Source organism: Peribacillus sp. ACCC06369, from assembly GCF_030348945.1.
Lineage (GTDB): Bacteria > Bacillota > Bacilli > Bacillales > DSM-1321 > Peribacillus.
Genome location: NZ_JAUCEN010000002.1, coordinates 3,762,398 through 3,785,411, shown reverse-complemented (window position 1 = coordinate 3,785,411; position 23,014 = coordinate 3,762,398). Strand labels below are relative to the sequence as shown.

Genomic DNA, 23,014 nt, shown 5'->3' with positions numbered 1-23,014 from the left:
CGTGGGAGAGGCAATAGTTATAACATCCGGTAAGGGTGGTGTCGGGAAAACGACCACCTCCGCCAATTTAGGAACATCTTTAGCTCTTCTAGGCAAAAAGGTTTGCTTGATTGATACGGATATTGGTCTTCGGAACTTGGATGTGATCATGGGATTGGAAAATCGCATCATCTATGATTTGGTCGATGTGGTCGAAGGGCGCTGTAAGATACACCAAGCGCTTATTAAAGATAAACATTTCGAGGATTTGCTTTATTTGCTTCCAGCTCCACAAAATAGTGATAAATCAGCGGTTGATGAAGAGCAGATGAGGAAACTCATAAGTGATATGAAGCCTGACTATGATTATATCATCATTGATTGCCCTGCAGGCATTGAACAGGGCTTCAGGAATGCCATAGCTGGGGCAGACAAAGCGATCATCGTTACGACTGCAGAGAGACCGGCTGTCAGGGATGCAGACCGTATCATTGGCCTGCTTGAAAAAGAAGAGCATATTGAACCGCCTCAATTGATCATCAACCGGATACGTGGCCATTTGCTTCATGAGGATGAAGAAATGGATATCGATGGAGTTGCCGATTTTCTTAAAATTGATTTGATCGGCGTCATTCCTGATGATGACCAAGTCATTGTGGCAGCCAATAAAAAGGAACCCATTGCCTATAATCCGGACAATAGAGTCTCGCTTGCCTATCGGAACATTGCCAGGAGGATCCTAGGTGAATCTGTACCCTTGACTCCAATTGGCGGCGAACCTAAAGGCTTCATGTCCAAATTGAAAAAATTCTTTAGCGTGCGGTAAATCTATATTCCATATTTAGAAGCGGGAGCACTTGATGCCCTCGCTTTTTTTTATGCTGAACATGTAAAATAAAAAAGGCAAGCCATATCCTGGCTTGCCTTATCCATATGCTGAAATCCAACGGGTTATCCGCGTCTTCCGCCTCTGCCGCCGCGTTTTGATTCGGTGCTGCGTTTAAGAGTTGATAAATTTTCTTCACTAGTCTTTAAAAAGCGAACCATTTTATCTTCGAAATTTTCCTTTGGTTGGAAATTACCTTTTGAACGAAAATCTTTAGAACGGCTATCCCCTTGGCGTGGTGGGCGTTTGGTATAAGAAGAGGTTTGCCCTTCGGGTCTATCTATAGCCTTTTTGATGGACAAGGCAGTTTTTCCGTCTTTCTCACTAATCACTTTTACTTCAATTTGGTCGCCTACTTTAAGATGGTCATTTACGTCTTTTACATAGCTATCTGCTACCTCACTGATATGCACAAGACCTGTTGAGCCTCCTGGTAATTCTACGAATGCTCCAAAATTAGTGATACCTGTTACTTTACCTTGTACTTTGCTGCCTATTTCGATTGACATAAAAAAATGTTCCCCCTCAATAATGTTAAAACCACTTTATTATAACAAATTCAGGGGAACAATATCAATTGGATTTTTCCCCAATTATTCGTTTTTCTGATTCGATGCCCAAATCACCTTGGGAATTCATAAGTTTCTGGTTAATTTATCATCAAAAAAATATTTTTCTGTCAATAAATTCAGGGGTGTGCAGAAAGAAATTCTTTTCTCCGGCATAGTCTGGACAAGATACTCATACGTTGTAATATAGCGCTTTGACATGAGCAGGGGGGAGATCTGGAATGGATGATCGCAGGAAAGATATCCGTAATCGTATCGCCAAGAGACGTAAGTTTAAGGATAATCCGGCAGGAAGCAGTAGTTGGACGGAGATCAACAATGAGGAACCATATGGGATTGATTCATATAATGGGTATTCCGAGAAAGATCATCCGCTCTTCAAGAAAGAATATTTTTTCTTTAAAATCCTTGCCAGTGTATGCCTGTTCCTGATTATCGCGGTGATGTTCAAACACCCTTCTGTGCGGCTCGACCCTGCCAGAAGTTTTGTCATGGAGAACATGAACAAGGAATTTCAGTTCGCTTCAATCTCCAATTGGTACGAAAGTGCATTTGGTAAACCGATCGCTTTCTTACCGAATGAAGCTGATACGGAAACTGTCGACTCGGGTGAAGGCTATGCAATGCCAGCATCTGCGAAGATTACCCAAACCTTCGAAACGAACGGTGAGGGTATCATATTGGAAACGAGCAAAGGCTCGAAGGTCGAGGCAGTCAATGAAGGGGTAGTCATTTTTGCCGGTGAAAAGGAGGGGATTGGAAAGACGGTCGTCATTCAGCATGCCAACAAAAGTGAATCTTGGTATGGGCAGCTGGAAGAGATTGATGTGAAATTGTATGAGTTCGTTAAAAAGGGCAATGAAGTCGGACAGGTTACAGTAAGTGAAGATGGATCCAAGGGCAGATTTTATTTAGCGATAAAAGAAAATGACGCCTTCGTCGATCCTAAAAAGGTGATTTCCTTTGAGTGAATACGGGAAGTTACTGTTTAAAGTCAGGGTGCACCCGACATTGTGGTTTGTCATTGGAATTGCCATCCTCACTGCTCATTTCGTTGAAGTGATGATGCTTCTGCTCATCGTCTTCATTCATGAGATGGGGCATGCCGTTTGTGCCCAGCACTTCAAATGGCGGATAAAGTCAATCCAGCTGCTTCCTTTTGGAGGGGCTGTCGAGACTGAGGAGTATGGTAATAAGAGTTTGAAGGAGGATTTGGCGGTGGTGCTTGCCGGTCCGCTTCAACATGTTTGGCTCATTGGTGCAGCTTTTTTGCTCTATTTCTTTTCTATTATTCCCTATGAGCTGTATCAGCCCTTTTTGTATATGAATCTTATGCTGTTGGCTTTTAATTTGCTGCCTATTTGGCCTTTGGACGGGGGACGGCTGCTATTCATCGGTATTTCCCTATATTGCACCTTTCTTGAAGCGCAGAAACATACACTTCATTTTTCTGCAGTATTCGCTTTCCTGGCTTTTTTGACCTGGCTCATTCTTGATCCGCTCAATTTGAACATCTGGCTCATCATCTTTTTCATAAGTCTCTCACTCGTCATGGAATGGCGGCAGCGGTATTATGCGTTTATCCGCTTTCTTTTGCAGCGCCATTACGGGCATACGAATGATTTGGCAAAACTGAAGCCGATCTCGGTAGATTCACAAGAACCGATTTATAAAGTGCTGGAACTGTTCCAACGCGGATGTAAACACCCCGTCATCATCACGAAAAACGGGAAAGAGAGCGGTTCGTTGGATGAAACGGAGATCCTTCATGCCTATTTTTCCGAAAAAATGACAAACGGGAAAATCGGCGACCTATTATATTCTTATTAAATATGTTATCCTTTCTTCAAATTGAGGAGAGGATTTTTTTTGATGAAAAAGATGATCGCGAACCTAGCTTCACGCGAAAAAAGAGTGGCCGTACTTGAGAATGGTGTTTTACGTAAACTTGAAATCATGCCGCCCCACCAGCGCAGTACGGTCGGTAATATTTATCTTGGGAAAGTGACGAAGGTGTTACCGGGTATGGATGCCGTCTTCATTGATTATGGTGCAGAGAAGAATGGTTTTTTACACCGTGACGAGATTCCCTCTTTCCAGCTGACAAAAAAAAGCGATGGGAAAGCATCCATCGGTCAATATGTCCGTCAAGGAGAAAAGCTGCTCGTTCAGGTGACCCGGGATGAAACGGGCACAAAAGGAGCTAAATTGACAGGGCTGATCGAGTTTTCAACGGATTCCCTCGTATACATACATGGAATGGATTATGTTGGCGTTTCAAAGAAATTCAAAAACGATGATCTGCATCAGCGATGGCGGGAAACGGCCTTACAATATAAAAAGCCTGATGAGGGATTGATTGTCCGCACCTCGATGGAGAACGAAAGCGAAACGGTCTTCCTGGACAGGTTAACCATATTGCGGGATCTCTTTAAAGGACTTGAACTAAAGGCTGCGTCGGTTAAGGCCCCGTCCCTTCTCTATGAGAGGGACACATACCTTGACATGATCATTTCTGAAATGTCGGGAACGGCTACCGGGGAACTTGCCATCGATGATTTCGAGGCCTATCAGGAATTGAAAAAATGGGTACAGGAAAACGGTAAGGAGTGGGAAATATCCCATGAATCGGGTAAGAATATTTTTTCCGAATGGAATGTGGAAGCGCAAGTGGAGAAACTGGCCAAGAAAATTGTCTGGCTTGATAATGGTGGATATTTAATTTTTGAAGAAACGGAAGCTTTCACCGTAATCGATGTCAATTCAGGTAAGTTCACCGGTAAGGTGGCGAAGGAGGCAACATTGTTTGCGGTGAATCAGGCTGCTGCAAAAGAGGTCGCCCGTCAATTGAGATTGAGGAATATCAGCGGAATCATCTTGATAGATTTCATCAATATGGACCAATCGCGACATGCACAAGAAATCATCGACATCGTCAAAAAGGAAGCGGCGAGGGATGAGAAGCGGGTCCAGGTCATCGGCTTTACGGAACTGGGGATTTTACAATTGACGAGAAAGCGAACGTCCCCGTCTTTAAGTGAAATGATGACGGTGCCGTGCCCCGTGTGCAGCGGAAGCGGTAAAATCGAGAGCCCTGAAACGGTGGCTTTCCGGTTGGAACGTGACCTGCTGGAACACCGGAAGACGGATGATGAAGCGGTCTGGGTGGAGGTCAGTAAGGCGGTGGCGGACGTGCTTCTTGGTGAAAAGGAATCATACCGGCCGACACTGGAGGATTTGATCGCTAAAAAGTTATTTCTATCTTTAATCCCCGGTTCCAGTAATACCTATTCCATCAAGCGTTTCGGGAGCATTCAGGAAATCGGGCGGGCTTTCGAATGAAGGACGGGAATTCTTACAAATATATTGACAGCCATTCCAGTTTCATGTTAGGATTTTAATGTTATGTTTGTAGCACCCGTGCTACAACCGCTCAACAACAGGTCATAAGCTTTTGCCTTTCTGGTAAAACGCCTGTGATTGGCGAGTCTGAGACATTTAAGGAGGTGCAAGTATGTACGCAATTATCGAAACTGGCGGTAAACAAATTAAAGTAGCAGCTGGCGAAGCGGTTTACATTGAAAAATTAAACGCAGAAGCAGGCGAAACTGTTACATTTGACAAAGTTTTATTCGTAGGTGGCGAAGACGTGAAAGTCGGTGCTCCACTAGTTGAAGGCGCTACTGTAACAGGTACTGTCGAAAAACAAGGTAAGCAAAAGAAAATCACTGTTTTCAAATACAAAGCGAAGAAAAACAATCGTAAAAAACAAGGTCATCGTCAACCATACACAAAAGTTGTTATCGAAGCAATCAACGCGTAAGGGCTGATTCTAGATGATTAAAGTTGTCTTTGACGCTCCGCAGGAACGGATTACTTCGTTCACTTTAAGCGGACATGCTAATTTTGCTAAAAAAGGTTCTGATATCGTTTGTGCAGGTGTATCGGCTGTTTCCTTCGGGGCAGTCAATGCGATCATGTCCTTAACGGACGTAGAGCCTGAGATTGAGCAAGGGAGGGAAGGCGGCTATCTTCGCTGCGTCATTCCGGGGAATCTTTCGCCGGAATCGGAAGAGAAGGTTCAGCTCCTTTTGAACAGTATGCTCATATCTTTGCAAACCATCGAACGTGATTATGGTAAATACATGAAAATTATCCTCAACCAATAGGAGGTGGAACAAATGTTAAGATTAAATCTTCAGTTCTTCGCTTCGAAAAAAGGAGTAGGTTCTACAAAGAACGGACGTGACTCAATCTCTAAGCGTCTTGGCGCTAAACGTGCAGATGGTCAATTCGTTTCTGGTGGTTCTATCCTTTACCGTCAACGCGGAACAAAAATCTATCCTGGTGAGAACGTAGGCCGTGGTGGAGACGATACTCTATACGCTAAAGTAGACGGTGTTGTTAAATTCGAACGTTTCGGACGTGACCGTAAAAAAGTAAGCGTATATCCAGTAGCACAAGAAGCATAATTGGCATCTTTGAACAGAGGCTGACTCAAAAGGGTCTGATTCCTTCTACGAGACACTATATACCGCGTCATTTTTAATAATGGTATGTGATATAGTGAAGAAGGGGTCCGGCCCTTTATTTATACTATAGGAACGATAAATAACCAGCATTTTGCAGGAGACTTTAGTCATTAGTATAAGGAAAACAACCTCTGACTTAAAAAAGGCTCGCCAATCGGCGGGCTTTCTTAAACTTTCAGGGGGAAAATCCAAGATTACTCTTCCATCCCATTTGGTTTAACCAAATAGACAGTCCACTTCAACTATAATATCTCCAATTGGTGCATAAAAAAGGCCCATTCTCTTTTTTAGTTCAAATGGCTCTACCATCGTCCAAAGAACTCAGGGTGTGTGGCTGTATTTTTTGGACGGGGGCTTTCATGTGAAGGCATGTGAATCGAGCTTCATTTCCTGTTTGTTGTTTTTTTGATATACTGTACAAATGGAAGTATTCAACATGATAGAGCTGAAAAAAGTTTCTTTATCATAATTGAAGGTGTTAATAATGGATAAAAATTGGACGACTATTGAAACTCTGCGTCAAACCAGGCATGACTGGCTGAATAAAATTCAAATCATCAAAGGGAATCTGGAGTTGAACAGAATTGATCGTGTCAAGGGAATCATTGATGAAATCATTGTTGAAACCCAGAATGAAGCACGCCTTTCCAGTTTGAATTTACCTAAGTTCACCGAGATGCTGTTGACGTCGAATTGGAATAATGGATCATTTTATTGCGAATATGAAATCATTGATGTTTTTGAAGGCTCTGCTGAGATGGACGTGCTGATGCATCGCTGGACGAACGATTTCTTTGAAATTCTGGATAAGAATCTGGACCCGTATTATGAAAATATACTAGCTGTTTCTATGTGTAAAAAAGAAGTGAGTGATATGCACTGTTCATTTCATATGCAAGGGAAGTTCATTGATCAATCCGCAGTGATGGAGTTTTTGGGAAGTTCATTAACGGCAGAGCAATCAATTGAAATTCTTGAATGTAATGAGGATGAAATATTTTTTAAGATGGATATTAACTTTTAGAGAAGTATACAGCAAGAAATGACTTGCAGAAAACAAGGAAGTGATAGCATGTTTGTCGATCAAACGAAAGTCTATATAAAAGGCGGAGACGGTGGTAACGGGATAGTTGCTTATCGTCGTGAGAAATTCATACCAAAAGGCGGACCTGCCGGCGGAGATGGCGGCAATGGAGCCAATGTCGTATTTGAAGTGGAAGAGGGCTTGCGTACGTTAATGGATTTCCGTTATCAACGTCACTTTAAGGCACCTCGCGGAGAACATGGCATGTCCAAAAACATGCATGGTGCGGCCGCAAAGGATATGGTCATCAAGGTTCCACCAGGCACGGTTGTCATTGATGAAAAGACGAAGGAAGTCATCGCTGATTTAGTTGAGCACGGGCAGCGCGCCATTATCGCTAAGGGCGGTCGCGGAGGCCGGGGGAATTCCCGTTTTGCTACACCAGCTAATCCTGCACCTGAAATCGCGGAGAACGGCGAACCGGGCCAAGAACGCGATATAATCATGGAATTGAAACTGTTGGCTGATGTCGGTTTGGTTGGTTTCCCAAGTGTAGGGAAATCCACTTTGCTTTCCGTCGTATCCGCAGCAAGACCTAAAATTGCCGAATACCATTTCACGACGATCGTCCCTAACCTCGGAATGGTGGAAACGGAAGACCACCGCAGCTTCGTCATGGCCGATTTACCGGGTCTGATTGAAGGTGCTTCAGAAGGAGTGGGCCTTGGACATCAATTCCTGCGTCATATTGAAAGAACGAGGGTAATCGTTCATGTAATCGATATGTCGGGTCTTGAAGGCAGGGATCCATATGAAGACTACCAAACAATCAATAAAGAGTTGGAAGAGTATAACCTGCGCTTGACTGAACGTCCGCAAATCATTGTGGCAAGTAAAATGGATATGCCGGACTCAGCAGATAATTTAGCGGCATTCAAAGAAAAGCTGGAAGAAGATTATCCTGTCTTCCCGATTTCTGCCGTAACGCGTGAAGGGATCCGTGAGCTTCTTTATGCAATTGCTGATAAAATCGAAGAAACGCCTGAGTTCCCTCTTGACCATGAAGAAGAGAATACTGGAATCCACCGGGTTCTTTATAAACATACATCACAGTCTGATGAATTTAATATTGAACGCGAATCCGATGGCAGCTTTGCCGTATCAGGATTCAAGATCGAGCGTTTATTCAAAATGACTGACTTCACCCGTGAAGAGTCCATACGTCGTTTCGCTAGACAGCTTCGTTCATTCGGAGTCGACGAAGGCCTTCGTCAAAGAGGTGCGACAAATGGCGATATCGTCCGTATCCTTGAATATGAATTTGAATTTGTTGATTGATTGGAGACCATGATGGCAGGCAAAAGGAGGCGTGCGGAGTTTGAATAAGTCCGATCAGAAATTTTTCCTCGTTCGAGAGGATGTCCTTCCCGAAGCGATGAAAAAAACGCTGGATGCAAAAGAAATGATTGAACGGGGAAAAGCAGAATCAGTTTGGGAAGCGGTACAGCGGGTGGACCTAAGCAGGAGTGCTTTTTACAAATACCGTGACACGGTTTTTCCGTTTCATACAGTTGTTAAGGAAAAGCTGATTACACTGTTCTTCTATCTCGAAGATCGTTCTGGTACTCTATCGGAGCTCTTACGGCTCGTCGCCTCATCCGGTTGCAACATCATGACTATCCACCAAACGATTCCCTTGCAGGGACGTGCCAATGTTACCCTATCCCTTAACACGGGTGGGATGACAATGGATATTAATGATCTGCTTACTAAACTGCGTAAAATGGAGTTCGTCGAAAAAGTAGAAATTATTGGTAACGGCGCATAAAAACAGCCTGTACATTTTAAATGTACAGGCTGTTTTTATTTGTAAGAGGAAGATTTAACGATTAAGTATTGTAAAAAATCAGAAAATGGCATAACATAAACATTAGATTTTCCGTGAAAAGGAGTTTATAATATGACATCAAAAATTGCATTTCTTGGACCAAAAGCAACGTTCACGGATTTAGCTGTTTCGCGACTATTTCCTAATGATATTAAAATACCCATGAACACGATTCCAGACTGCCTTGATGCTGTCCGGGACGGGGAAGTGAATCACACGCTCGTACCGATCGAGAATGCTTTGGAGGGATCGGTAAATATAACGATGGATTACTTAGTCCATGAAGTTCCATTACCGATAAAAGGGGAAGTGACGATTCCCATCCAACAGCATTATATGGTGCATCCGGATCATGCATATCCTGGTTTCAAACCGGACATGGTTTATTCGCATTCCCATGCCATCGCTCAATGCCGTAAATTCCTACATAATGAACTTAGGGGTATTCCGTATGAGTATGTCACATCCACAGCAGCCGCTGCGAAGATGGTGATGGAGAATCCCGATATCAATATTGCAGCGATTGCAAATGATATGGCTGCAGCGGAGTATGGTTTGACGATCGTAAAACAAAATATTCATGATTACGAACATAATCACACCAAGTTTATTGTCGTATCCAACAGTGAAGTCGACTATGAAGGGCATTTGACCGTTGAGGGGAACAAGAAAACGACCCTGATGATTCAGCTGCCTGCCGATCATTCAGGTCAGCTGCACCAAGTCCTTTCCGCTTTTTCCTGGAGGAAGCTAAATCTTTCCAAGATAGAATCAAGACCCATGAAAACAGGATTGGGCAATTACTTTTTCATCATCGACATTGAAATGGGCCTTGACGATGTTCTCATTCCAGGAGCGATCTCTGAGCTCGAGGCCCTTGGGTGTACGGTTTCGATCATGGGAAGCTATACATGCTTTAAAGTCCAAAATGGTGTGGCGCAACGATGATTTCCCAGGAATAAAGAACGCTTAAAGCAGAGGTGGAAATTTTCCTTGGGTTCATAAAGTTGTCGTTTCCCCAAGTGATGAATGGTACAACCTCCGCTTTTTTTAACAATGTAAAAGGGAAATAATGAATAAGAAGGGTGTCCCGGAAGTATTTCCGGGGCATTTTTTTGTGAAGGTTTACGTTAAGGTTTGTATTTCCCTTCTGTACAAGTTCCTAAATTGGTTGGCTGTCATTTTATGAAAATATGGAAATAGGCAAGAAAGGAACAATGAAGGAATGAATTTAATTTTTTGGATTTTGAGGATGAGAAGTAAATAAACCCGTTCATGATGAACGCGTTTACAATAGGTAAATCCCGGTAGGCTCCCTGTGGAAATAGGCATATGAATACATACCTTGATGACTAATTCAGTGGATGTACCTTAAGAAAAATATCGATTCAGAGAGAGGGTGGTGGTCAGCAGAGATGGATAGTCAATTCAAAGAAACTTTCGGTTCTTGGACTCAAGCGATAGGAACTGTCATTTCAGCTGTTGCGGGTACGCCATCCAATGTCTTGGGCGAAGAATTTCGTGAAAAGTTGGATTTGATTGGAAATGAACTTCAAGCAACAGGAAATGCCATATTGGCGGACGCAGAAGAAACCTGGTCACTGAATAAATTCGGTAATGTAATACAGGCGATCGGGAATTCGACGGTTATCTTAGGATTAGTCATTGATTTCGATGAAGTAACGAAACAGGAATTGATCATTAAAGGTAATCTGATTCAAGCGTTAGGCGGGGGTACCGCTGTGGCGGGGGCATTCGAAAATCCGGATGAACCGGAGCAGGCCTTCAATGTTACGGGAAATTTGTTGCAGGCGATTGGGAATTCGATGCAAGCGATAGGTGGAATTGCTGAACTTAAAGATAGCTGTCAGGATAAAGACCAAAAAGTACAAGATAAAGATGCAGACAAAGAGCAGAACATGAAAAACTATCAATATCCATATTTGGAAGAGAAGCCTTCGGATGCTGAATTAATACAAGTGATGGGAGGCTGGATACAGGCGGTCGGTTCCATCATTAGTCTTATAGGGCAATTGAGAAGTAACAATGAAGAAAACTCCGAGGATGGCAGCACCAATGAAAACATTTCCAATGGTGGAGGGAGCATATGATCATACATGCACTTTGGAACCAATAAAAAAAACCCTCAAAATATTTGGCTTTTGAGGGTTTTTCGTTTATTCAATCGACCAATATGCCGGCTTCCCTCAATGCACCCTCTGCTTCGTCAAGCAGTTCTTCGGATGAAGCGCTCAGTGTATGGAGATGAATGCCACTCGTTAGTTCCGATAAAAAAGATGCGTTCGTTTCCGTCACCCTAGAGAGAAATTGCTGGACTTCCTTACGGCTGCTGACCATGATGGAAGCAGTAAGGTCACCGTATACGGGGTGCTCGATTTTGACATCTTTCACCGTGATGCCGATATCCACGAGTAAATATAGCTCTTCTTGGGTCCGGGAAGGATCATGCTGGCAAGCAATGATCCTTTCCGGCTTTTGAGTGCTCCCCGTTTGTAAGTACATATAGCCTTGGCTCGTGGCAATGATAGGTTCATTCCGCGCTTTCAGGAGAGTTATGTCACCAACGATAACCTGCCGGCTTACATTCGTTAATTGCGAAAGCTCGCTACCTGTTACTGGCTGCGCGCTCTTTTGCAATATATGTAAGAGTTTCGTCCGTCTTTCTTCCCCGAGTAATTTCTTTCTTTCCATAATCATTCACCTCTTTATTTACAAAACATTCTACCACAGAATGGAGGGTTTTATCGAATGCCAGCTATTCCTTCGATGCAGTCTGCCAACTTGTGAATGTCATCGGCCGTCGTATTTTTCCCAAAGGAAAAGCGGACGAATTGATGGGCTTCATCTTCGCTTTTCCCGATGGCCATCATGGTTTTTGAAGGATCCTGTTTACCGATTTGACAGGCGCTTCCAGTCGATACAGCGAATCCTTTCTGGTTTAATTCGAGCATGATGTACTGTCCTTGCAATCCAGCAAAGGTCAGCGCCAGAATGTGAGGCAATTGGTTTTTCGCTTCGATGATTCGAAAATCGACTTTCCTTACCGTGAGCTGCTCGATCAATTGCATCCTAAGCATGCAAATCCGTTTCCGTTCATCTTCCATGATATCCCCTAATTTCTTGGCAGCGGTTACGAAGGAAGCTATACCGGGGACGTCCACTGTCCCTGGGCGGAAACCATACTCATGAGTAATATTCGGTACCGGAGCCTTCAACTGATGGATGGCCGGGAAAAAGACGGCTCCAGTCCCTTTTGGACCATAAACTTTATGGCTGGAAACTGATAATCCATCACATAAGGCAGATATCTTCCCAAGCGGCAATTTAGCAAATGATTGGACACAATCCACATGTAAAAAAGCCTGGTGTTTTCGAACGGCTTTACTTATTTGCTCAATGGGTTGAATGACCCCAATTTCTGAATTCACATGTTGGACAATGACCAAGCAAGTTTTCTCCGTCAGACATTCCTCCAGATGTTCAATATCAACGCTGCCATCTTCCAAATGCCGTAAATATGTAACGTCGAAGCCTTCTTGTTCAAGCTTTGCGACAAAATTGGCAATGGATGCATGTTCAGTTCGACTAACGATCAAGTGGTTCTGCCAGGATGGTCTTGAAGCGATAAATGTATCTATGGCAAGCATATTGCTTTCTGATCCGCCGCTCGTAAAGATGATTCCTTCCTTTTTTATGTTCAGCATATCTGCGAGTTGCTGCCGTGACATATCCAATAAACGTGCCGCTTCAGAACCAATATCATGCAAACTGCTCGCATTCCCGAAAAACTTCCGGGATGCTTGGCTGAATACTTCGAGTGCCTCATCATCAATCGGCGTTGTAGCTGCATAATCCAAATAAATCAAGAAATCACTTCCATCCTTTAATCTTAAAAAACTCTTGATAATAGTTTAATAATATGTAAATATAGTTGTCAAGACACCTGTCATAAACAGGAGGAATGAAATAATGGTAAAAGCGGAAATCATCGTGATAGGCAGCGGGATTGCTGCCTTGAAAACGGCATTGGAAGCAAGTGAACATAAGCATGTGATACTCATCACAAAATCAGATATCCGTGATAGTAATTCCTATTTGGCTCAAGGCGGGATTGCTGCTGCAATATCTGATCGTGACACAGTATCCTTTCATAAAGAAGATACGCTGACGGCTGGACAGCGATATAACAAGGTGAAGGTAGTGGAAAAACTCGTTGAAGAGGCCCCTTCGATCATAGCTGAACTTATTAGATCCGGTATGCAATTTGACCATGATCAAGACGGCACTCTCATGCTTGGCATGGAGGGCGCCCACAGTGAAAGAAGAATCCTTCATAGTCACGGGGATGCTACCGGAAAGTATATCATGGAACATCTAATAGGGTGCTTGAAAAACTCATCGATCACTGTGATCGAGAATGTGGCTGCAGTTGAGTTGATCATCGGGGAAGATGATTCTTGCATAGGCATCAAAACTCTTGATAAGACAGGGGAGCTAGTAACCTATCATGCAGAACAAACGGTTTTGGCAACAGGCGGCTGTGGTTCCCTATACCATTTCACTTCAAATTCACAAACGGTTTCAGGGGATGGAATCGCACTTGCATTCAAGGCTGGGGCAAAAGTTCGTGACATGGAATTCATCCAGTTTCACCCGACACTGCTTTTTATAAATGGTAAAGCGGAAGGGCTGGTTTCAGAAGCTGTCCGCGGGGATGGTGCAAGATTAGTGACTGAAACGGGAACGCCGATCATGGATGATGTCCATAGCATGAAAGATTTAGCTCCAAGGCATATTGTGGCACAGACGATTTTTTCTTATTTACAGCGCGGTGAAAAGGTATTTTTGGATATTTCGATGATTAAGGATTTTAAAAACCGTTTTCCGACTGTTAGCTCATTATGTGAAAAAAGTGGGCTTGACCTTCAATTCGGGAAAATTCCTGTAGCACCTGGAAACCATTTTCTAATGGGGGGGATTGAAGTGGATGAATGGGGGCAAACCTCTGTACCCTCTTTGTATGCAGTTGGAGAAGTGGCATGCACAGGTGTACATGGGGCGAACCGGTTGGCAAGCAACTCCCTTCTCGAGGGGCTGGTTTTTGGCAATACGCTTGGTCAGCTGCTTGCTAACATGCCAGCAAGGTCGATACCGGAAGAAAAAGAGCTGTCCAAAAGTTCCTGTCAATTTTCCTTTTTACCTGATTTCACGACATTGCAGGAAAAATTAATGAGTGAAGCGGGAATCGTTCGAAATGAAGCGGGTTTAACGCGAATGAAGGATTATCTAGAGACATTTAATATCGAAGAATTGCTGCAAATGGAAGTACCTGCATTATCGATAAAAGAAATAACGAAAATCAATGCCATAATCGTGGCGTGGCTGATTGCCGAATCTGCATTGACCAGAACGGAAAGCAGGGGCGGTCATTTCCGCAGTGACTATCCAAGCGAAGATGACTCCCAATGGCTTGAAAATTCGGTTATCCTTGCTCGCACGGATGTGAAAAATCGAGTGAAAGGGAGACGACTATATGAATATATTGAAGCTTAAGCAGATGCTGCAACAATTTTTAATGGAAGATATAGGTGAATGTGATGTAACGAGTGATACGATTTTTGATCAAGGAGAACAAGGGACATTGACATTCATCGCAAAAGAAGGCGGGGTCTTTAGTGGAGGTGACGTCATCAAGACGGGTTTTGCATTGTTGGATGAACAAATCGAGGTTTACCTTTTTGTTCAAGATGGCGAATTTTTTGTAGAAGGACAGCAGCTTGCAAAAATGACCGGCGATATGGCCTCTCTTTTAAAAGGGGAACGGGTGGTTTTGAATTTAGTGCAGCGTATGTCCGGCATTGCGACACAGGCTCATAAAGCTACTATGATTTTAGCGGGTACGAAGACGAGAGCTTGTGATACGAGGAAAACCACTCCGGGCCTGCGGATGCTTGAAAAATATGCGGTCCGTTCCGGCGGTGCATTCAATCATCGATATGGTCTGTATGATGCCGTGATGATAAAGGACAACCATATTTCTTTCGCTGGGTCCATAACGAAAGCGGTTCAAACGGTAAAATCCAAGCTGGGACATACCACTAAAGTGGAAGTGGAAACGGAAACAATCGAACAGGTGCTTGAAGCAGTGGAAGCCGGTGCCGATATCATCATGTTCGATAACCGGAGCCCCGAAGAAATTAAGCAAATGGTCAAATTGGTTCCTGCCCACATCACAACTGAAGCTTCCGGAGGAATCCATTTAGGCAATCTAGCTTCATATCGGGAAACAGGGGTTGATTATATATCGTTGGGCAGCCTGACACACAGTGTCAAGGCACTTGATATTAGCGCAAAGGTCAAAGAACGTGAGGGGATAATGAAATGAACATATTGGAGATGGCTAGCACAGCAGGAAATGTATTGCCTGAAAAGTATAAAACGATGAAAAAGGAAGATATGGAGAATCGGGTCCATGACATTAAGAAACGGTTGGGGAACCGTCTTTATATCCCAGGTCATCATTATCAACGGGAGGAAGTCATTCAATTTTCGGATGTAACGGGAGATTCACTTCAATTGGCCCAACTTTCCGCGCAAAATCGCGAAGCGGATTATATCGTGTTTTGTGGCGTGCATTTCATGGCTGAAACAGCAGATATTTTGACAGAGGAAAGGCAGACCGTTATCCTTCCTGACATGCGTGCAGGCTGTTCCATGGCAGATATGGCGGATATTGAACAAACGGAACGGGCCTGGACAAAGCTTCAGGATTTATTTGGCGAAACGATCCTTCCGCTAACTTATGTTAATTCGACTGCTGCCATCAAAGCATTTGTAGGAAAAAATGGCGGAGCGACGGTGACTTCTTCAAATGCACAAGGGATGGTCTCGTGGGCCCTCTCGCAAAAAGAACGGATCCTTTTTCTTCCCGATCAGCATCTTGGGAGGAATACAGCCTTTGACCTTGGCATTCCTTTGAATGAAATGGCTGTCTGGGATCCTCATAAAGACGAATTGATTTATGAAGGGGAACTCGAAGATCTGAAGGTACTTCTTTGGAAAGGTCATTGTTCGGTGCATGAAAATTTCACTACGGCCAATATTGAAACGCTTCGGACGGAGCAGCCCGAAATGAATATCATCGTCCATCCCGAATGTCGCCGTGAGGTAGTCGCCGAGTCAGATTATGCGGGTTCGACATCGTACATCATAAATATGATCGAAAAGGCTGAACCAGGTAGTTCTTGGGCAATCGGCACGGAAATGAACCTTGTCAAACGACTTATCGCCAATAATCCTGACAAGAACATCATCTCGTTAAATCCGAATATGTGTCCATGTCTTACGATGAACCGGATTGACCTGCCACATCTGCTTTGGGCGCTTGAATCAATTGAAGAAGGTATAATCATTAATCCGATAAAAGTGGAGAAGAGCATTGCGGATAATGCCATCCTAGCTTTAAACAGAATGCTGGAACGCGTTTGAGTTAGTCTTATTAATGTTATGGACCCAAGAAAAAAAAGGGGGCAGGAGCCACATTGAGTTTGTCGACCTAATGGGGAATGGAATGGTCTCATCCCCAATCCCTTTCACGATTTTATCAAGGGAGTTATTGCCATGATTTTAAAACAAGACCCTAGTTATCCTCATGTATTTTTACTGTATTATATAACTGAAAACTCACTGGATTTTGAAAGCAACTGCCATTTTTTTTAAAAAAAGCTGCAAGCAAACTCGCTTTTCTTCGAATTTGTCTACAGTCTGAAAGGGGGCCAAGACCCCCTATTTCTTATGTAATCGAAACATGTAAGAACTTTTAAAGATTACTCGCTTTAAAAGTATTGCCTTCATTCATATCACCGGATTTAAATCCTTTATTGAACCACCGTTTCCTCTGTTCGGAGGTACCATGCGTAAAGCTGTCTGGAACCACGTACCCTTGTGCCTTTTTTTGGATACGGTCATCTCCCACACCACTTGCTGCATTCATGGCCTCCTCAAGATCGCCTTCTTCAAGCAAATTCTCTCCCTGGACATGATGTGCCCAAACTCCAGCCAAATAATCAGCCTGTAATTCTAGGCGGACAGAATACTTATTATATTCGGTCTCGCTGACCTTTGAACGATCGGGCATTGCCTTTTCCGTTGTCCCTAAAAGTGTCTGAACGTGATGTCCGACTTCGTGGGCAATGACATAGGCCATGGCGAAATCCCCTGGTGCCTGGAATTCTTGCTTCAACTCTTGATAAAAGCTGAGATCAATATATAGTTTCATGTCACCTGGACAATAAAATGGCCCAACGGATGAACCTGCCAACCCGCATGCCGATTCGACACTTCCTGAGTATAGGACAAGTTTCGGTTCCTTATATTCCAAGCCATTTTTACGGAATTCATCTGTCCAGACCTGCTCCGTATCTGCAAGGACAACAGATACGAACTGCGCAAGTTCCTTCTCTTCATCGGTTTCCACATAATTACTGCCGTTGTCCGAATCAGTGGAGTTCAAGCTGCCTAGCAATTCGCTGGGATTACCGCCAAGGAGCGTCACGATCAAGATGATTACCAATCCAACCCCTCCACCGATCCCAGCCATACCCTTGCCGCTCATGCCTCTTTTGTCCTCGACATTCGAGCTGCCTTGCCTTCCTTTCCATTTCATTATTATTCCTCCCAGAATGTAAGATAAGTGCCTGAAGACAAAGCCTTAGGTCATTTACTTTCTTATACCCGGATTTCCATGAGTTTAGACAGGAGCTTGAAAGAAGCGTTTCATTCATCATGGCTTCCTAACCTAAAAAACCACTGTCTCCTATTCTTGGGAAGTATGCAATGGTTCATTTTTAATTATATATTCTTACTCGATCAATCAACCAGAATGGGGTCCAAAGTGGTGGTTCTGAGATGTCACATTGAATATTTCCTCTCCAAAATAACACCTTTCATGTCCATAAATCATTGATCCAATCATAAAAGTCCTTTTTCAAGCATAAGTTTTCATGATAAAAATAATAGCAATTCACCCACTGCATCATAGAATATATGGACATATGCACAGGAGGGGTTAACAGCGTGAAAATTCATATAGTCCAAAAAGGCGATACACTTTGGAAACTCGCCAAAAAATACGGCGTCAGTTTTGAAGAACTTAAAAAAGTTAACGCACAATTGAGCAACCCGGACATGATGATGCCCGGAATGAAAATTAAAATACCGGGGACATCCGGAGCTGTAATAAAAGGAACGGCTACACCAAACGTGAATATTCAACCGGGAATGAAAGAATCCCAAGTTCAACCGTATCAGGTTCAGCCTGCACTTATGAAAGAGCAGCCAATCATGCAAAAACAGCCGGTCAATGAACAGCCGAAATTTCAACAGCCAGTGAAAGAACAGCCGAAATTTCAACAGCCAGTGAAAGAACAGCCGAAATTTCAACAGCCAGTGAAAGAGCAGCCGAAATTTCAACAGCCAGTGAAAGAGCAGCCGAAATTTCAGCAGCCAGTAAAAGAGCAGCCGAAATTTCAGCAGCCAGTGAAAGAGCAGCCGAAATTTCAACAGCCAGTTAAGAAAGAGCAGCCGAAATTTCAACAGCCAGTTAAGAAAGAACAGCAAATCGTTCAGCCAAAGCCAATAAAAGAAAAGGAAATGATCGTTCCAAAAGAAGTACCGGTACCTATGCCGGTGATTCCGGAAGTTGATATCAATAATTATTATATGGTCAACATGACCAATATGAGTGTGCAAAAGCCTCCTGCACCGCCACCTTTACCAAAGAAAAAGGAAGAGCCGGCAGTCACTAAAAAGAAGAAGAAAAAGCCAGCTGTTCAGCCAGTTCAGGAAGAGCCAGTGGATGATTGTATTCCAGTAACGCCAATCATGCCTGGAAGCGGTTATTGTATTCAGCCGCCACCATGGGCGCAAATGCACATGCAAGGGATGCAAGCCCCATATCAAGACGCTCAAGGGTATCAGGCGGCTCAGGAAACACAAGGTTATCACATGATGGAAGAAAGCTCTGATATTTGGGATGAGTCTCCTGACATGCAAATGATGGGTCAAGGATTCGTTCAAGGGGCAAGTATGAATCCACCAAGCCAGCAACATTATCCATATCAAGCCTCAGCACCCGTTCCGCACCATTTTTATGGGGGAATGAATCAACAGGCTCAAGTAGCAGGTTCATATATGCAACAAGATTATGAGTCACCAGCAGAATCGCCATCTTCAAACAATCACAATAACTACCCTCAGCAGTATGCCCAGACTGCCGATGAAGAAGATTGCGGTTGTAATAAGGGGCTACTTGGAACCTACGGGCCGGAAGTGAAGGGGCAGTTTCAAGCAAACAAAAAAATGGATTCCAATCCAAAACATCATCCAGATTATCACCAATATCAATCCGTACAATCACAGCAGCAACATCAAGGGCAATATCAATATGATACAGAGTCAGTAGAATCGCCTCAAGCGCAACCATATGAAGGGTTCATGATGATGGGCGGTCAAAATGGAGGCCAGCCGGGCATGATGATGGGTGGTCAAAACGGAGGTCCTCCAGGTATGATGATAGGCGGTCAAAACGGAGGCCCTCCAGGTATGATGATGGGTGGTCAAAATGGAGGCCAGCCGGGCATGATGATGGGCGGTCAAAATGGAGGCCAGTCGGGCATGATGATGGGCGGTCTTAACGGAGGCCAGCCGGGCATGATGGGCGGTCAAAATGGAGGTCCTCCAGGCATGATGATGGGCGGCCAAAACGGAGGTCCTCCAGGCATGATGATGGGCGGCCAAAACGGAGGTCCTCCAGGCATGATGATGGGTGGCCAAAACGGAGGTCCTCCAGGCATGATGATGGGTGGCCAAAACGGAGGTCCTCCAGGCATGATGATGGGCGGCCAAAATGGAGGTCAACCAGACATGATGGGCGGTCAAAACGGAGGCCCTCCAGGCATGATGATGGGCGGTCAAAATGGTGGCCCTCCAGGCATGATGATGGGCGGTCAAAACGGAGGCCCTCCAGGCATGATGATGGGCGGTCAAAATGGTGGCCCTCCAGGCATGATGATGGGCGGTCAAAATGGAGGCCCTCCAGGTATGATGATGGGCGGTCAAAACGGAGGTCCTCCAGGCATGATGAATGGCGGCCAAAATGGAGGTCAACCAGACATGATGGGCGGTCAAAACGGAGGTCCTCCAGGCATGATGATGGACGGTCAAAATGGAGGTCAACCGGACATGATGAATGGCGGCCAAAATGGAGGTCAACCGGACATGATGGGCGGTCAAAACGGAGGTCCTCCAGGCATGATGATGGGCGGTCAAAACGGAGGTCCTCCAGGCATGATGATGGGCGGCCAAAACGGAGGTCCTCCAGGCATGATGATGGGCGGTCAAAATGGAGGCCCTCCAGGCATGATGATGGGCGGTCAAAATGGAGGTCCTCCAGACATAAAGGAGAGTCAAATAGGAGGTCTACCAGGCATGATGGGTGGTCAAAACGGAAGTCAGCCGTGGATGATGGGCAGTCAAAACGGAAGTCAGCGGAGCATGATGCCGGGACAGTTTGGCGGTCACCCGGAAGCTATGTTACCTGGACAAATGGGAGGCCAGCCAGGCCAATTCGGGGGCGTTCGTGCGCCTGAAACATTTGGGATACCGACATATGTAGATGAAAGCGATGACTACTAATTATCAAGGAGACAGTGTTTTTAACACTCGTCTCCTCTCTTATTTAAATCGTAAGCCAAAGAATGTCCAACATCTTCAAAGTAGTGTCTATTTAATAACTTTTGATAAGGGCCACCCAATAATCCTTAAAGGATTCGACAGTTTTGAAAAATGGGATCGGCAAAGAGAATTGACTACTTTGTTAAAACAAAAGGGATTCCATCAAACTTATTATATTCATCAGAATTTAATGCCCTTTCAATTTAAAGGGAAATGGTATGGCAGCATGGACTATTTTCAGCCGAATAAGAAAAAATTTCGATTTTCCAATCATAAAGACCGATTGGAGGGGATTCAGTTACTGGAAAGCTTCCATGATGTGTCGGAACACCTCTCCATTAACGCACCTGTTTTCAATCAATTTAAAAAATGGAAAGAGCGTTTATCACTATTTAAAAAGAACTTTTCTTATGTTCGCCAATATGTTTCCGAAGATACAATCAAAGAATGGATTAGATGGGGTGAGTGGGCACTAGAGGGTTTTGAAAAAAATCAATCTTTATGGAATGAAGAAAAGAAAGTCATCATCCATGGTGATTGTGCCCACCATAATTTCTTGAGGAGAGCAGACGGCACATTGACCTTAATCGATTTTGACCTAATGGCAAGTGCTCCAAGGTGCATTGATTATTTACAGTATGCGAATCGAATTTCGCATCATTTGGAAGATGCAGCCACTACGATGTGGGAAGTGCCGCAATTGCAAAGGTATCAGTCAGACCTGGCCTTTTTATATGCTTTAACTTATCCAACGGATATTTTCCGTGAATGGAATCGCCTTAATAAAAGTTCTTCCCAGCTTCATTCTGTCTGGAAAATGACTGTGGAAGGTTTTTCGGAGCGGATGCAGATGAATGAAAAATTGGAGAAAAAGATTTCTTCCCTAAATAGGAAATAAAACGGGCTTTTGGCCGTAACTTACAGAGTACATTTCCCGTTCGACACCCATGCTAATTATGAGCGGAATATAGCTCATTCTATCGCAATGGGAGGGTTATTGGTGCAGAAAATAAAATGGGCACTGCCGCTTTACACGGTATTAGCCGCCGTCAGTTTGGTTGGATGTGCTAATAATGATACAGCGGAGAACGAAAATATCACGAATGATACAGGGTACCATTCAACTGAAAAAGATGTATTGGTACGAAACATCAATTATCGGAATATGGCCCAAGGTCTATACGATAAAGATGATGCATACAGTGAACGTGACCGTAATTACCATGGCCATGAAAGTAAACCGCTTAGGGCACGATCATCTTATTATAATTCTTATGAAGGCACTTTAGCTGACAAAGTTAATGTGGTCGCCAATGAAGTGGGGTCGGTCGCCGATGCCAGGACAATCATCATGAAAGACGAAATGCTGGTTGCCTTGCTGCTTGACGACTACAGTCAAGCAAAAGGTGTCAAAGAAAGGATCAAGAAGGAAATCGGCCCCCTTTCTAATGGCCGGACCATACATGTCACCACCGATGAAGGTGTCTATTTCAGGACGATGACACTTGATAACAATCTTCGTGATGGCGATACGAGGGAAATGATCATTCAGGATGCCAATGACATGTTCGATAACCTTAACATTCACGAAGACCACTTAAAGTAATTCGTGAGCTGACCCGATCAGGAGTCAGCTCTTTTTGATTTTTTTCTGGTTAATAATCCTTATTTGGGGTCAAACTATTTAAAAAGTAAACGCCTTAAGAGGTGAGTAAATTGACTAATCAACTAAGAATCCAATTTTTCATGATCCTATTCATATTGCCATTTTGCTTAACCGTTTTTGCTGAAGAACCAGTTCAAAAGGAAAATGAACCAATTGAAAGGAAGGTCATCCTTCAGCGTATGTATCTGGATGGCGAGTTAAGTGAGGAGAAATTGACAGAAAAAATTTGGTCGATGGAAGACTTTTGGTCAAAATATCAAGGATGGAAAGTAGTCGATCAAAATGAAGAGCAGATTGTCCTTAAGAAAATAGAAAATGACATATCTCCGCTTTTAAAAGCGAATGGATACCTTGGGATGAGGGAAGATGGTACGTTATCCATTTTTATAGGAAGGCCGGAGCACGCCAAAATCATTCATACTTTCTACCAAATAGACGTTGGTAAACTTGAAGTATACAAGCAGGAGGAACTGCAAAAAGGGATACCGATCATGAATAAAGACCAATATAAACAGCTCATTAAAGAATATGAGCCATATTCGTTAAATTAGGATGGGATGACACCCATCCTCTTTTGTTTTTCAACAGAATACCATAAACGTCAAATGCAATGAAACGTGATATCGTCCATCGGAAAAGTCTTTGCCGATTACTAAATAACTTTTAATGAACAACGCTCCCTTTTTATGATAAAATGAGAGGTACAGCAAAATCAG

The 23,014-nt window shown here is 43.7% G+C and carries 23 protein-coding genes, 1 pseudogene and 1 other annotated feature; of the genes and pseudogenes, 19 read left to right on the top strand and 5 right to left on the bottom strand.

Annotated elements, in window-relative coordinates:
* Window position 1 precedes the first annotated feature (1 nt).
* The gene (gene minD, locus QUF78_RS19255) at window positions 2-805 is read left to right on the top strand and encodes a septum site-determining protein MinD (RefSeq protein WP_289315481.1); all 804 of its coding nucleotides are present in this window, start codon (window positions 2-4) and stop codon (window positions 803-805) included.
* Window positions 806-930: 125 nt separating this feature from the next.
* On the opposite strand, the gene QUF78_RS19250 is transcribed toward minD, so the two are convergent.
* On the bottom strand, window positions 931-1,374 hold the full coding sequence (locus QUF78_RS19250; RefSeq protein ID WP_034308861.1) for a S1 domain-containing RNA-binding protein: 444 nt from the start codon (window positions 1,372-1,374) through the stop codon (window positions 931-933).
* Window positions 1,375-1,655: 281 nt separating this feature from the next.
* On the opposite strand from QUF78_RS19250, the gene QUF78_RS19245 reads away from it, so the two are divergent.
* From QUF78_RS19245 to QUF78_RS19195, 11 genes are all read left to right on the top strand, one after another.
* Window positions 1,656-2,405, top strand: a complete 750-nt coding sequence (locus QUF78_RS19245) for a M23 family metallopeptidase (RefSeq protein WP_289325914.1) — start codon at window positions 1,656-1,658, stop codon at window positions 2,403-2,405.
* Window positions 2,398-3,264, top strand: coding sequence for a M50 family metallopeptidase (locus QUF78_RS19240; protein WP_289325913.1), 867 nt, complete (start codon window positions 2,398-2,400; stop codon window positions 3,262-3,264). Before QUF78_RS19245 ends, QUF78_RS19240 begins: the two co-directional genes overlap by 8 nt.
* A 42-nt stretch (window positions 3,265-3,306) precedes the next feature.
* Window positions 3,307-4,776 (top strand): Rne/Rng family ribonuclease, encoded by a 1,470-nt coding sequence (locus QUF78_RS19235; RefSeq protein WP_289325912.1) that lies wholly within the window; start codon window positions 3,307-3,309, stop codon window positions 4,774-4,776.
* 75 nt (window positions 4,777-4,851) lie between these two features.
* Window positions 4,852-4,935 (top strand) — a sequence feature (ribosomal protein L21 leader region).
* A gap of 13 nt (window positions 4,936-4,948) precedes the next feature.
* The gene (rplU, locus tag QUF78_RS19230) at window positions 4,949-5,257 is read left to right on the top strand and encodes a 50S ribosomal protein L21 (protein ID WP_034308849.1); all 309 of its coding nucleotides are present in this window, start codon (window positions 4,949-4,951) and stop codon (window positions 5,255-5,257) included.
* 13 nt (window positions 5,258-5,270) lie between these two features.
* Entirely contained in the window at window positions 5,271-5,603 is a 333-nt protein-coding gene (locus QUF78_RS19225; protein WP_061464244.1) for a ribosomal-processing cysteine protease Prp, read from the top strand.
* A gap of 12 nt (window positions 5,604-5,615) precedes the next feature.
* The gene (gene rpmA, locus QUF78_RS19220; RefSeq protein ID WP_061143474.1) at window positions 5,616-5,906 is read left to right on the top strand and encodes a 50S ribosomal protein L27; all 291 of its coding nucleotides are present in this window, start codon (window positions 5,616-5,618) and stop codon (window positions 5,904-5,906) included.
* Between the two features lie 544 nt (window positions 5,907-6,450).
* Entirely contained in the window at window positions 6,451-6,990 is a 540-nt protein-coding gene (locus QUF78_RS19215; RefSeq protein WP_289325911.1) for a Spo0B C-terminal domain-containing protein, read from the top strand.
* A 48-nt stretch (window positions 6,991-7,038) separates the two neighbouring features.
* On the top strand, window positions 7,039-8,328 hold the full coding sequence (gene obgE / locus QUF78_RS19210) for a GTPase ObgE (protein ID WP_289325910.1): 1,290 nt from the start codon (window positions 7,039-7,041) through the stop codon (window positions 8,326-8,328).
* 40 nt (window positions 8,329-8,368) lie between these two features.
* The gene (locus QUF78_RS19205) at window positions 8,369-8,818 is read left to right on the top strand and encodes an ACT domain-containing protein (RefSeq protein ID WP_289325909.1); all 450 of its coding nucleotides are present in this window, start codon (window positions 8,369-8,371) and stop codon (window positions 8,816-8,818) included.
* A gap of 132 nt (window positions 8,819-8,950) precedes the next feature.
* Window positions 8,951-9,826 carry a prephenate dehydratase gene (gene pheA / locus QUF78_RS19200; protein WP_289325908.1) on the top strand — a complete coding sequence of 292 codons (876 nt, stop codon included), beginning with the start codon at window positions 8,951-8,953 and terminating at the stop codon, window positions 9,824-9,826.
* Between the two features lie 467 nt (window positions 9,827-10,293).
* Complete coding sequence (locus QUF78_RS19195) at window positions 10,294-10,989, top strand: DUF6944 family repetitive protein (protein WP_289325907.1); 696 nt, start codon at window positions 10,294-10,296, stop codon at window positions 10,987-10,989.
* A gap of 70 nt (window positions 10,990-11,059) precedes the next feature.
* Here QUF78_RS19195 and QUF78_RS19190 read toward each other — a convergent pair whose 3' ends face one another.
* Genes QUF78_RS19190 through QUF78_RS19185 form a run of 3 tightly spaced genes read right to left on the bottom strand, consistent with a single transcriptional unit; the run spans window position 11,060 to window position 12,765 of the window.
* The gene (locus QUF78_RS19190) at window positions 11,060-11,536 is read right to left on the bottom strand and encodes a 3H domain-containing protein (protein WP_483313855.1); all 477 of its coding nucleotides are present in this window, start codon (window positions 11,534-11,536) and stop codon (window positions 11,060-11,062) included.
* Complete coding sequence (locus tag QUF78_RS28055) at window positions 11,505-11,600, bottom strand: hypothetical protein (protein WP_483313892.1); 96 nt, start codon at window positions 11,598-11,600, stop codon at window positions 11,505-11,507. The genes QUF78_RS19190 and QUF78_RS28055 overlap by 32 nt, the downstream gene beginning before the upstream one ends.
* A 40-nt stretch (window positions 11,601-11,640) precedes the next feature.
* Entirely contained in the window at window positions 11,641-12,765 is a 1,125-nt protein-coding gene (locus QUF78_RS19185; RefSeq protein WP_289325906.1) for an IscS subfamily cysteine desulfurase, read from the bottom strand.
* Between the two features lie 103 nt (window positions 12,766-12,868).
* On the opposite strand from QUF78_RS19185, the gene nadB reads away from it, so the two are divergent.
* The 3 genes from nadB to nadA are packed head-to-tail and all read left to right on the top strand — an operon-like array spanning window position 12,869 to window position 16,387.
* The gene (gene nadB, locus QUF78_RS19180) at window positions 12,869-14,452 is read left to right on the top strand and encodes an L-aspartate oxidase (protein WP_289325905.1); all 1,584 of its coding nucleotides are present in this window, start codon (window positions 12,869-12,871) and stop codon (window positions 14,450-14,452) included.
* On the top strand, window positions 14,433-15,284 hold the full coding sequence (nadC, locus tag QUF78_RS19175) for a carboxylating nicotinate-nucleotide diphosphorylase (RefSeq protein ID WP_289325904.1): 852 nt from the start codon (window positions 14,433-14,435) through the stop codon (window positions 15,282-15,284). The genes nadB and nadC overlap by 20 nt, the downstream gene beginning before the upstream one ends.
* Entirely contained in the window at window positions 15,281-16,387 is a 1,107-nt protein-coding gene (gene nadA / locus QUF78_RS19170) for a quinolinate synthase NadA (RefSeq protein ID WP_289325903.1), read from the top strand. Before nadC ends, nadA begins: the two co-directional genes overlap by 4 nt.
* 331 nt (window positions 16,388-16,718) lie before the next feature.
* Here nadA and ypfJ read toward each other — a convergent pair whose 3' ends face one another.
* Window positions 16,719-17,564 (bottom strand): KPN_02809 family neutral zinc metallopeptidase, encoded by an 846-nt coding sequence (gene ypfJ / locus QUF78_RS19165; RefSeq protein WP_289325902.1) that lies wholly within the window; start codon window positions 17,562-17,564, stop codon window positions 16,719-16,721.
* Between the two features lie 410 nt (window positions 17,565-17,974).
* Between ypfJ and safA the strand changes: the two are divergent.
* From safA to QUF78_RS19145, 4 genes and pseudogenes are all read left to right on the top strand, one after another.
* Window positions 17,975-18,118 (top strand): annotated as a pseudogene (gene safA, locus QUF78_RS28050) (SafA/ExsA family spore coat assembly protein); the annotation flags it as partial.
* Window positions 18,119-20,582: 2,464 nt separating this feature from the next.
* Window positions 20,583-21,530 (top strand): phosphotransferase, encoded by a 948-nt coding sequence (locus QUF78_RS19155; protein ID WP_289325900.1) that lies wholly within the window; start codon window positions 20,583-20,585, stop codon window positions 21,528-21,530.
* A 102-nt stretch (window positions 21,531-21,632) separates the two neighbouring features.
* The gene (locus QUF78_RS19150; RefSeq protein WP_289325899.1) at window positions 21,633-22,238 is read left to right on the top strand and encodes a YhcN/YlaJ family sporulation lipoprotein; all 606 of its coding nucleotides are present in this window, start codon (window positions 21,633-21,635) and stop codon (window positions 22,236-22,238) included.
* Window positions 22,239-22,348: 110 nt separating this feature from the next.
* On the top strand, window positions 22,349-22,849 hold the full coding sequence (locus QUF78_RS19145; RefSeq protein ID WP_289325898.1) for an intercompartmental signaling factor BofC: 501 nt from the start codon (window positions 22,349-22,351) through the stop codon (window positions 22,847-22,849).
* Window positions 22,850-23,014: the final 165 nt, after the last annotated feature.

Coding starts and splice junctions, on each gene's coding strand:
- nadB (WP_289325905.1), top strand. CDS start 12,869: ATGGTAAAAGCGGAAATCATCGTGATAGGCAGCGGGATTGCTGCCTTG.
- nadA (WP_289325903.1), top strand. CDS start 15,281: ATGAACATATTGGAGATGGCTAGCACAGCAGGAAATGTATTGCCTGAA.
- QUF78_RS19235 (WP_289325912.1), top strand. CDS start 3,307: ATGAAAAAGATGATCGCGAACCTAGCTTCACGCGAAAAAAGAGTGGCC.
- QUF78_RS19225 (WP_061464244.1), top strand. CDS start 5,271: ATGATTAAAGTTGTCTTTGACGCTCCGCAGGAACGGATTACTTCGTTC.
- ypfJ (WP_289325902.1), bottom strand. CDS start 17,564: ATGAAATGGAAAGGAAGGCAAGGCAGCTCGAATGTCGAGGACAAAAGA.
- QUF78_RS19250 (WP_034308861.1), bottom strand. CDS start 1,374: ATGTCAATCGAAATAGGCAGCAAAGTACAAGGTAAAGTAACAGGTATC.
- nadC (WP_289325904.1), top strand. CDS start 14,433: ATGAATATATTGAAGCTTAAGCAGATGCTGCAACAATTTTTAATGGAA.
- QUF78_RS19195 (WP_289325907.1), top strand. CDS start 10,294: ATGGATAGTCAATTCAAAGAAACTTTCGGTTCTTGGACTCAAGCGATA.
- rplU (WP_034308849.1), top strand. CDS start 4,949: ATGTACGCAATTATCGAAACTGGCGGTAAACAAATTAAAGTAGCAGCT.
- pheA (WP_289325908.1), top strand. CDS start 8,951: ATGACATCAAAAATTGCATTTCTTGGACCAAAAGCAACGTTCACGGAT.
- QUF78_RS19245 (WP_289325914.1), top strand. CDS start 1,656: ATGGATGATCGCAGGAAAGATATCCGTAATCGTATCGCCAAGAGACGT.
- rpmA (WP_061143474.1), top strand. CDS start 5,616: ATGTTAAGATTAAATCTTCAGTTCTTCGCTTCGAAAAAAGGAGTAGGT.
- QUF78_RS19155 (WP_289325900.1), top strand. CDS start 20,583: ATGACTACTAATTATCAAGGAGACAGTGTTTTTAACACTCGTCTCCTC.
- QUF78_RS19215 (WP_289325911.1), top strand. CDS start 6,451: ATGGATAAAAATTGGACGACTATTGAAACTCTGCGTCAAACCAGGCAT.
- obgE (WP_289325910.1), top strand. CDS start 7,039: ATGTTTGTCGATCAAACGAAAGTCTATATAAAAGGCGGAGACGGTGGT.